Annotated in this window: 13 protein-coding genes; 3 read left to right on the forward strand and 10 right to left on the reverse strand. The window is 28.8% G+C overall.

Annotation, left to right across the window (positions count from 1 at the left end; genetic code table 11):
- The 10 genes from KM800_RS05740 to KM800_RS05785 form a co-directional block, all read right to left on the reverse strand.
- On the reverse strand, positions 1-780 hold the full coding sequence (locus tag KM800_RS05740; protein ID WP_217812219.1) for an OmpA/MotB family protein: 780 nt from the start codon (positions 778-780) through the stop codon (positions 1-3).
- Positions 777-1571 (reverse strand): flagellar motor protein, encoded by a 795-nt coding sequence (locus KM800_RS05745; protein WP_217812220.1) that lies wholly within the window; start codon positions 1569-1571, stop codon positions 777-779. The genes KM800_RS05740 and KM800_RS05745 overlap by 4 nt, the downstream gene beginning before the upstream one ends.
- A gap of 152 nt (positions 1572-1723) precedes the next feature.
- On the reverse strand, positions 1724-1897 hold the full coding sequence (locus KM800_RS05750) for a DUF362 domain-containing protein (protein ID WP_017750904.1): 174 nt from the start codon (positions 1895-1897) through the stop codon (positions 1724-1726).
- A gap of 88 nt (positions 1898-1985) precedes the next feature.
- On the reverse strand, positions 1986-2189 hold the full coding sequence (locus tag KM800_RS05755; RefSeq protein ID WP_217812221.1) for a heavy-metal-associated domain-containing protein: 204 nt from the start codon (positions 2187-2189) through the stop codon (positions 1986-1988).
- A gap of 18 nt (positions 2190-2207) precedes the next feature.
- A complete protein-coding gene (locus KM800_RS05760) occupies positions 2208-3122 on the reverse strand; it encodes a PSP1 domain-containing protein (RefSeq protein WP_217812222.1) in 915 nt (304 codons plus the stop codon).
- 1 nt (position 3123) lies between these two features.
- On the reverse strand, positions 3124-4068 hold the full coding sequence (locus KM800_RS05765; protein ID WP_217812223.1) for a DNA polymerase III subunit delta': 945 nt from the start codon (positions 4066-4068) through the stop codon (positions 3124-3126).
- A gap of 16 nt (positions 4069-4084) precedes the next feature.
- On the reverse strand, positions 4085-4414 hold the full coding sequence (locus KM800_RS05770; protein ID WP_217812224.1) for a cyclic-di-AMP receptor: 330 nt from the start codon (positions 4412-4414) through the stop codon (positions 4085-4087).
- A gap of 101 nt (positions 4415-4515) precedes the next feature.
- Positions 4516-5202, reverse strand: a complete 687-nt coding sequence (locus KM800_RS05775) for a dTMP kinase (RefSeq protein ID WP_217812225.1) — start codon at positions 5200-5202, stop codon at positions 4516-4518.
- 16 nt (positions 5203-5218) lie between these two features.
- Entirely contained in the window at positions 5219-6646 is a 1428-nt protein-coding gene (locus tag KM800_RS05780) for an aminotransferase class I/II-fold pyridoxal phosphate-dependent enzyme (RefSeq protein ID WP_217812226.1), read from the reverse strand.
- Positions 6625-6837 (reverse strand): sigma factor G inhibitor Gin, encoded by a 213-nt coding sequence (locus tag KM800_RS05785; protein WP_217812227.1) that lies wholly within the window; start codon positions 6835-6837, stop codon positions 6625-6627. Before KM800_RS05785 ends, KM800_RS05780 begins: the two co-directional genes overlap by 22 nt.
- A gap of 344 nt (positions 6838-7181) precedes the next feature.
- Here KM800_RS05785 and KM800_RS05790 point away from each other — a divergent pair, with 344 nt between their 5' ends.
- Genes KM800_RS05790 through KM800_RS05800 form a run of 3 tightly spaced genes read left to right on the forward strand, consistent with a single transcriptional unit; the run spans position 7182 to position 9848 of the window.
- Complete coding sequence (locus tag KM800_RS05790; protein WP_217812228.1) at positions 7182-8123, forward strand: magnesium transporter CorA family protein; 942 nt, start codon at positions 7182-7184, stop codon at positions 8121-8123.
- A gap of 13 nt (positions 8124-8136) precedes the next feature.
- Positions 8137-9072: a S66 peptidase family protein gene (locus tag KM800_RS05795; RefSeq protein WP_217812229.1), complete on the forward strand. Its 936-nt coding sequence runs from the start codon at positions 8137-8139 to the stop codon at positions 9070-9072.
- Between the two features lie 53 nt (positions 9073-9125).
- Positions 9126-9848: an NAD-dependent protein deacylase gene (locus KM800_RS05800; protein WP_217812230.1), complete on the forward strand. Its 723-nt coding sequence runs from the start codon at positions 9126-9128 to the stop codon at positions 9846-9848.
- Positions 9849-9921 lie beyond the last annotated feature (73 nt).

The raw sequence follows: 9921 nt of genomic DNA on the forward strand, positions 1-9921 counted from the left end.
TTATTTTTTATTATTTTGAGAGTTTGCTGTATTGCTGTCAATACCATTAAATTTACTGTTTTCTATAATTATATCTACACGTCTGTTTTTGGCTTTATTAACATCCGTTGAATTATCTGTAATAGCTCTGTATTGTCCATATCCTACAGATGTAAGTTTTTCTGGACTAATCCCAACTTTATCTTGTAAAAATTGAGTAACATTAGCCGCTCTAACACTTGACAATTGCCAATTGGATTTATATATACCATTACTAATAGGAACATTATCTGTATGTCCCTCTATTCTTATTGAACTTCCAAGTTGATTTACTATCTTCCCTATTCCTATTAGTTTATTCTTGATATTTGGCTTTATATCGGCTTTACCTGTATCAAAAAACAATGTATCATTTATACTAACAACTAGTCCTCTTTGATCTACTGCAGTACTTACACTTTTACTCATACCATTTTTGCTTAAATATTGATCTACTTCTTTTTTTAAGTTTTGAAATTTTTGCTGTTCAGTCTGAGATGTGGTTTGACCATTGTCTCTTTCAGGTATATCTATCTGATTGACATTGTCCTTAACACTAGGTGTATTATCAGTTCCTATTATAGTTTTTCCACCTCCCATGGCTACTTTTAATGACTGAGAAAGTTGTTTGTATTTGTTTTGGTCAACCTGACTCATTGAATACATTACAATAAAAAATATCATAAGCAAAGTTATTAAATCAGAATAAGTAAGCATCCATCTCATACCATCTGGCTCTTTACCTTTCTTCTTTTTCTTCATACATCAGCCTTCCCATCCATTTGTTTATATTTTAACAATTCATCATTACTTAAGAAACTCTTTAGTTTCTCTGCTATAGTGTTTGGATTTATACCTTCCTGGATGTAAAGTATTGCTTCAATTATAAGTGTTTTTTCTTTATATTCTTTTTCATCTGCCTGTTTTAATCTAGTGGCTATTGGCAACCATAAAAGATTAGCAGACCCTATACCATATAATGTAGCTAAAAATGCAGTAGCTATTTTAGAACCTAATGTAGATGTATCTTCCAAGTTTCCCAAAACATGAACTAACCCCATAACTGTACCTATAATACCCATAGTAGGTCCATATCCTCCTGCACTTTCAAATATATTGGATCCCTGAGTATGTCTTTCAGATGTAGATTCAAGTTCTAATTCCAATATATCTCTTACAGCCTGTGGATCTACTCCATCAACCACAAGTTGCAGACCTTTTTTTATAAATGAATCTAAATTAGGATCATTTGATACTTCACTCTCCAAACTCAATAATCCATTTTTTCTAGTCTTAAATGATACATCCTTAAAATATGAAATTAAAGCTGGTAAATCACTTTTTCTAGGGCTAATAATTACTTTAATCATCTTTGGAATTCTCTTTAATATATCTGGGGGAAATGATAATCCTACTGCTCCTATTGTGCCACCAAATACTATCATAGCTGCTGTAGGTCCCATAAGTGCTCCTGCTTGTCCGCCTTCAATTACATATCCAACTACTATCGATAGTAGTCCAAAAATTAAAAATATAAAAACAGATATATCCATTCTTTTCCTCCATAATTAATTAATTTTACTTTAAGTTAGACTTGTTATAACTATATATTTAATTAATCGTGTAAATTTTTATACTCTTTAATACTTAACATGTTTTTTTATAAATTAAAAAGGCCGCCGTTTTGGCAACCTTTTTGATTTAACTAGTCTTGTTGAACTGGTGCTCCTACTGGACAGACATTAGCACAATTTCCACAATCAATACAAGTATTCTCATCTATAACAAACTGAGCATCTCCCTGACTTATTGCCTCAACTGGGCACTCTGAAGCACAAGCTCCACAGCTAACACAGGCATCAGTAATTTTATATGCCATCTCTAAAACCCCTCCCTCATAAAAATTTTATTTTAAATCATCCTTCGATGATATTTTATCATAATTATATAAATTTTAAAAGGTAAATTTATAACAATGTATATCCCAAATCTTCAAGTATTTGAATAAATAGATCCTTGTTTATAAAGTAATTATCATATACTACACTTAATTCCTTCTTGTCAGAATTTATCTGACAAGCCACTACCCCTTCATTATTTGAAACGGCTTTTCTTATATTATTTATATCTTCTAATGTGCGCATATTTGAAATTTTAAATATTGACTCCATACAGTAATATCCTCCTAATTATTCTTTAAAAAGTTTATCTACTGAATCTTTATCTTGTATATCATTAATTTCAACATCTTTTTTATTAATTTCATCTTCATTGATATTACCTTCATAACTACCTGAAATAAGCTTTACATCTTTAATTGAAACTTTTTCTATCATGTCCTCCCCATCTTTACTTTTTATCTTTACCTTAATACTTTCTTCTACTACAGAATTGCTTAAAACTTCACCTTTTCCATAAGGTGTATCTACAATGGATTGGACTTTAGGAAGTATTCTTCTTATATCTTCATAAGTATTTTGTTCATAATTTAAGCAACACATAAGTCTACCACATATACCTGAAATTTTTGTAGGATTAAGTGATAGATTTTGTTCCTTGGCCATCTTTATTGATACAGGTGCAAAATCTCCTAAAAATGTAGAACAACACATAACCCTTCCACAAGGGCCAAGACCACCTATCATTTTAGCTTCATCTCTAACTCCTATTTGTCTAAGCTCTATTCTTGTTCTAAATATAGATGCAAGGTCTTTTACAAGTTCTCTAAAATCAACTCTTCCATCTGCAGTAAAGTAAAAAATCACCTTATTATTGTCGAAAGTATACTCTACATCTATAAGTTTCATTTTTAAATCATGCTGCTCTATTTTATCTATACATATAGAAAAAGCTTCCTTTTCCTTAGCCTTATTTTCATTATGTTTTTTTATATCTTCTTCTGAGGCAATTCTTAATACGTTTTTCAATGGAGATACAATATCATCTTCTTCTATCTGTTTAGGTTCTACAACACATTCTCCAAATTCTATGCCTCTAGCTGTCTCTACTATAACATAAGTATCTTTTTTTATATCTAAATCATCTGGTGAAAAATAATATATCTTACCAGCTTTCTTAAAACGTACTCCTATAACTGTTACCATATCATACCTCCTGCATGTTTACCAACATAGAGTCAAAAACCAGACTTGGACTTACATTATCCTCTAGCTTCATCCTTGTTCTTTTTATAATATTAATGATACCATTGAACTTATTAAATGAGAATATTTCGCACATATTCTTTATATCATTGAACTTATCATTATTTATAAGAAAATTTTTGTTTCCAGTTTCTTTATATATAAGAGCATCTCTTATATAAGACAATATACATGTAAGTATCTCCTGCCATTCATCTTTATGTTTAAATAAAAATAAAGAGTATTTCGATATAAATTCTATACCTTCTTCCTGTAATTCCAATAAAATCTGTGCAGTTACATCCCTTATTTCATGGAATGAAGAATCTTTTATAAATCTTTCAGCTCTTCCAGGTATTCCATCGCTAAAAGCTATAACTGATTTTCGTTCTTCTTCAGGTAAATTAGGAAAATTCCTATTTAAAAATAGTACTATATCTTCATCTTTCAATCTGTTCAATTTATATGTCTCACATCTTGATTGAATAGTATCTAAAATACTATCTAATTTTTCACATAATAAAATTAAATATATCCCATTTGGTGGTTCTTCTATAGTTTTTAAAAGAGCATTTTGTGCTACTTCAGTAATTTTATCCGCACTGTAAATTATAATTACTTTTTTATCTCCTTCATAAGGTTTCTTATTAACTTCTTCTATTATTACCTTGATCTCATCTATACCAATAGATTTTTTATTGCCAGTTATCCTACATTCAACAATATCTACACATTGATTATCACTATTTTTACCAAGTATATAAGCAGCTGTTTCCCGGGCAATAATACTTTTGCCTATTCCATCCTCTCCTACAATAATGTGTGCATGAGAAAAATCTTTTATTTTTATTGATTTAACTATTTGATCTTTTATTTTATAGTTTCCTATTATTTCATCGAAATTCAACCAAAGATTCCTCCCACTAAACTTTTATAAATTTATCCACATTTACAACAAACACTGTTGCTCCACCAACTTCTATCTCCACAGGATAAGGCATATAGATTCCTGTAGTACCAGCAACACTTGAAGGTGTTGTTATAATTTGATTTCTAGTTTTACAAACTTCTTCTATATCTCCTATTACTTTATCTACATCCTTGTCTTCTACTCCTATCATTAAAGTAGTATTTCCAGATTTTAGAAATCCTCCAGTGGTAGCAAGCTTAGTCACCCTAAAGCCATCTTCAGTCAATCCTTCTATCAAATCACCAGTATCATCATCTTGAACAATAGCTATAATCAATTTCATTAAAAATCTCCTCCCAACATAATTATTTCACATAACTAGTCATCTAATATGTTGAATTTTTCCAAATTACATATAATTACCTAATTTGATTTTATCATAATTTATACTGAAATCACTTCTTTTTTTACTATTGAATATATAATATCATGTATTTCATCTACAGTTTTAATTTTATTGTCTTCTATACATTTTATTTTATTCCAATTTCCCCTATTGGCTATATAAAGTGAATTATTATAACATTTCTTTAAGTACTCATAATTTTTTTCATGTATATCCTTTTTTTCATTTCCAGTAAACTTATTAATTCTATTCTCTATAAGTTTATTACTATACTGTGGCGGCATATCCAGAAAAATAACACAATCAGGTTTTGGAAGTTTATATAAATTATACTCAAGATCACTTATCCACTCTAAAAATTCATCTCTTTTTTTCTCATCATTTATTTTAGAAGCCTGATGAACCATATTTGAAGTAGTATACCTATCTGCTATAACAATACCTCCGTCTTTATAAAATTCCTCCCATTCAGTTTTGTATGATGCAAATCTGTCTACTGCATAAAAAGTAGATGCTGCATAGGCATTTACATCTTCGGGATTACTACCAAACTCTCCATTTAAATACATCTTAACAAGTGCGGATGAATTACTCTTGTAATTAGGGAATTCAATTTTTCTAACTTTATAATTTTCGTCATATAGTTTATTAAATAATTTTTGGGACTGGGTAGCCTTACCACTTCCATCAGATCCGCTTTCTATGACTATCAACTTTCCTCTCATGTTCGTCCTCCAAGCTTTAATCTAATACTACTTGTATATCATTTTCATTTATTCCTATCAAATCTATATTATTGTGTTTATAATATTTTATAGTTTCTAAAGTATTCAAATCTATAATCTCTCCTGCACATATTATAGGTATTCCAGGTGGATATGGTATCACACTGTCTCCACAAACTTTTCCTAAGGAATAATTTAAATCTATAAATTTCCTTTTCTTAAAAATAACTTCATAAGGCAGCAGTTTCATTTTAGGTATTTCATAATTTGTGATCTTTATATTGTCAGTTCTTAAATTCTCCAATTTACAAGTATTTAAAACTTGATATAACTTTTCAAATTCACTTCTGTTATTAAACGGAGAAAAAATTAATACAACATTGGAACTATCACTCATTTCACACTGTATCTTATTTTTCCTTAAATATTTCAATAATAGATGTCCGCTATAGCATTTATCTAAATTTATTACATATCTTGTTGAATCCATATCCCATGCAAAATCTAAATTATCGATATACTGCTTATCCAGCACTCTCATCCCATCTATTGTATTTATTTTATTCTTGTAATAATCAAGCTCACAGATAAGTTTTTCATACTTGTCTTTACCATATGTGGCAAGATAAAATCTTGCATAATCCATAGAACACAGTGCGAGATATGAGGGGCTTGTACTTATAAACACATTGAAATAAAAATCCACTTTATGAATATCGCAATTATTATTAACATGAAGATATGCTGTCTGAGTAAAACTTGGTAATGTCTTATGAGCACTCATAACCACCATATCTGCACCTAGTTTTACTGCATTTTCGGGTAAATCATTACATATGCCAAAATGTGCACCATGAGCTGAATCTACTAATACTTTCATACTATACTTTCTGGATATATTTATTATATATCTTAAATTGGTACATATTCCATAGTAATTAGGATAGGTAATAATTACAGCTTTTGCATCCTTATTTGCCTCTATAGTTCTTAAAAAATACTCCAAATCCAAAGTTCCAGGAGCATTTATTTTAGTATCCACAACATTTTGTACATATATAGGAACAGCTTTTCTCATAATCATGGCATTTAAAATAGATCTATGACAATTTCTTTCAACTATTACTTTATCACCTTCATTTAAACTTGAAAATATCATAATCATATTACCTGAAGTACTTCCGTTAACTAAAAAATATGACTTTTCACTACAATAAAGTTCAGAAAGTTTTTTGCTTGCCTCTAAAATTATTCCACTCTGATCATGTAGATTATCTACTCCATCTACCTCTGTAATATCAAACCTAGCTATATTTTTCAAAAATTCTCTTCCTATGGAAGTATTAAAAAAGCCTTTTCCATTTTTATGACCGGGCATGCAAAAAGATATATTGTTTTCTTTGATATAATCCAGTACACCTTCTAAAAGTGGTAATTTTGACAATTCCATTCCTCTTCTCTTATAATTAAAGGCACTATAAATCTCTTTATACATGTTTTATAATATTTATAAAAGTCAGTATCATGTTTAACATTAATTAATCTTTCTTCACATAATTTACATATACCTCTATTATCTATAATTATACCATCATTTAAAGGTCTGCCACATATAATACAACGTTTTTTATTCATAAAAATCCCCCTAATTAAAATATCTTATTAAGATTATTGACTTCAAAACAAATAATATTCAAGTTTGTTATATTTTTTTATTTAGTGTAACAATATTTAATCCATGGGATTAGTTTTCATTTTCTATATATATTTATTTGTAAATTCATCTCCACTAACAGTATATTCATCTTTCAAAATAAATTTATTATAATAAATAATTATTTTTATCGCATATTCAAAAGTTTATTATATAAGCTATAATATAATAGGATATTTTTTATTTATAAAATAATATTTTAACTAATTTAAACATCGTTCCTAATAATAAGATGTATTACATTACTTACATAGGAGGAAATTAAATGATTTCAATATATAAAACCATAGATCAATCACGTACTCTTGAAGCACTTGATACTATTCAGCATGGTTGCTGGATAAATATTGTTGCTCCTTCTGAAGAAGAATTACAAATTGTATCAAGCGAATCCGAAGTACCTATGGAATTTCTAAAATCAGCTCTAGATGAAGAAGAAACCTCTCGTATAGATATAGAGGATAACAATTTATTGGTTATAGTGGATATACCTTTTACCGAAATGGAAGATAACTCATTAACGTATGATTCCTATCCTTTGGCTATAATCCATACAGAATCCACTATAATAACTATATGTTTAAAGAACAGTAAAATATTAACTGACTTTATAAATAATAAAATTAAATCCTTTTATACATTTAAACGCTCAAGGTTCATTTTACAAATTCTTTATAGAATATCAGTATATTACCTTTTATATTTGCGACAGATAGATAAAAAAAGTGTCCTCATAGAACAAAAACTTCATAAGTCGATGAGAAATAAGGAATTTATTCAACTTCTGTCTCTTGAGAAGTCATTAGTCTATTTTTCTACTTCATTAAAAGCTAATGAAATAACTCTTGAAAAGATGTTAAAATTAGAATTATTAAAGAAGTATCCAGAAGATCAGGATATACTTGAAGATGTTATAATTGAAAACAAGCAGGCTATAGAAATGACTAATATCTACAGTAATATACTAAATGGAACTATGGATGCCTTTGGTTCACTTATATCAAATAATTTAAATATTGTAATGAAACTTCTAGCTTCAATAACAATAGTTATGGCAATACCTAATATAATATTTGGTTCTTTTGGTATGAATCTTATGGGTATTCCACTATATAAAAATTCTCATGGTTTTTGGTATATATATGGTGTTACAGCTTTAATATGTATAGCATGTGTACTTTTCTTAAAGAAAAAAGACTTATTTTAAGGATGTGATAATTTTGTTAGGTAACAGACTTGTAAAAAATAGTACTATAGGACTTGTATCTCCAGCTGGTCCTCTAAAATCTGAAGATATTCAGGAAAGTATAGAGTTTCTAAAAAATTTAGGTTTCAATGTAAAAGAGGGAAAACATATATATGATAAATGGGGGTATTTAGCTGGAAAAGATGAAGATAGAGTTCAGGACCTCATGGATATGTTTTTGGATAATACTGTTGATATGATATTATGTGTAAGAGGTGGTTATGGTACTATGCGAATTCTTCCTTTTATAGATTTCAATATTATAAAAAATAATCCAAAAATATTTGCCGGTTTTAGTGATATAACTACATTAATAAATAATATATATCAGAAATGTGGTATTATAACTTTTCATTCTCCCATGTGTAATTCAAATTTTCAAGATAAAATAACTTTGGAAAGTTTTTTAAATGTTTTAACTAATGGGTACAAACCTTTCACTATAAAAAACTCCGAAGAAAAATCTTGTAATTATTTTATAAATTCTAATTACTTCAACGGAACTTCAGCTAATGGAATTTTAGTTGGTGGAAATCTTTCTCTAATATCAAGCACTATTGGTACACCTTATGAAATTGATACTAAAAACAAGATATTATTTATAGAGGATATAAGTGAAGATCCTTATAAAATTGATAGAATGATAACTCAGCTTATTCTTAGTGGAAAAATTCAAGCATGTAATGGTATAATATTAGGACAATTTCATAATTGCACCCTTCCAAATTACAATCGCAGTCTAACATTAGATGAAGTGTTAGAAGATAGAATTCTAAGTTTTAATAAGCCTACTATAGTTAATTTTCAATGTGGACATTCTTATCCAAGATTAACGCTTCCAATTGGTGCTAATGTAAAAATTGATTGTATTAACCAAACAATCCATGTACTGGAACCAATTGTAAAGTAATGTCTATAAAATAAGCACACTTATGCTATAATATTGACTAAGAGGTGATCAACATGAGTTATGAAAAACTAAGATCTGCTATAGACTCAAGTAATAATATCGTATTCTTTGGGGGAGCTGGAGTTTCTACCGAATCTAATATACCTGATTTCAGATCTGAAGCAGGATTATATAAAACTAAAAATAATTTTTCCTATCCCCCTGAAGTTATGTTAAGTCATAGTTTCTTCAAATCTCATCCAGAGGATTTTTTTGATTTTTACAGAGCTAAAATGGTATACAAAAATGCAAAACCTAATAATGCACATTATGCTTTGGCCGAACTTGAAAAACGTGGTAAACTAAAAGCTATTGTGACTCAAAATATAGATGGTTTACATCAAATGGCTGGTTCAAAAAATGTACTGGAACTTCACGGATCAATTCATAGAAATCACTGCACCAAGTGTGGAAAATTTTTTGATTTAGACTATGTACTAAATAATAGTAGTATACCCAAATGTGATGATTGTGGAGGGCTAGTAAAGCCTGATGTGGTTCTGTATGAAGAAGGGCTTGACATGGACATATTAAACGGTGCCGTTCAATATATCAAAAATGCAGATGTTTTAATAGTAGGGGGAACATCACTTGTAGTATATCCAGCAGCTGGATTAGTAGACTATTTTAAAGGAAAATATCTTGTACTTATAAATAAGTCTTCTACACAATATGACTATAAAGCCAATATTGCAATACATGACAGTATAGGTAAAGTTCTCAAAAGTGTAATTTAATAATTAAGAATAATAAAAAACGCTAAACAATTATGTTTAGCGTTTAAAAATTACCTGGCAACTACCTACCCTG

Source organism: Clostridium tyrobutyricum, from assembly GCF_019144085.1.
Taxonomy (GTDB): domain Bacteria; phylum Bacillota; class Clostridia; order Clostridiales; family Clostridiaceae; genus Clostridium_B; species Clostridium_B tyrobutyricum_A.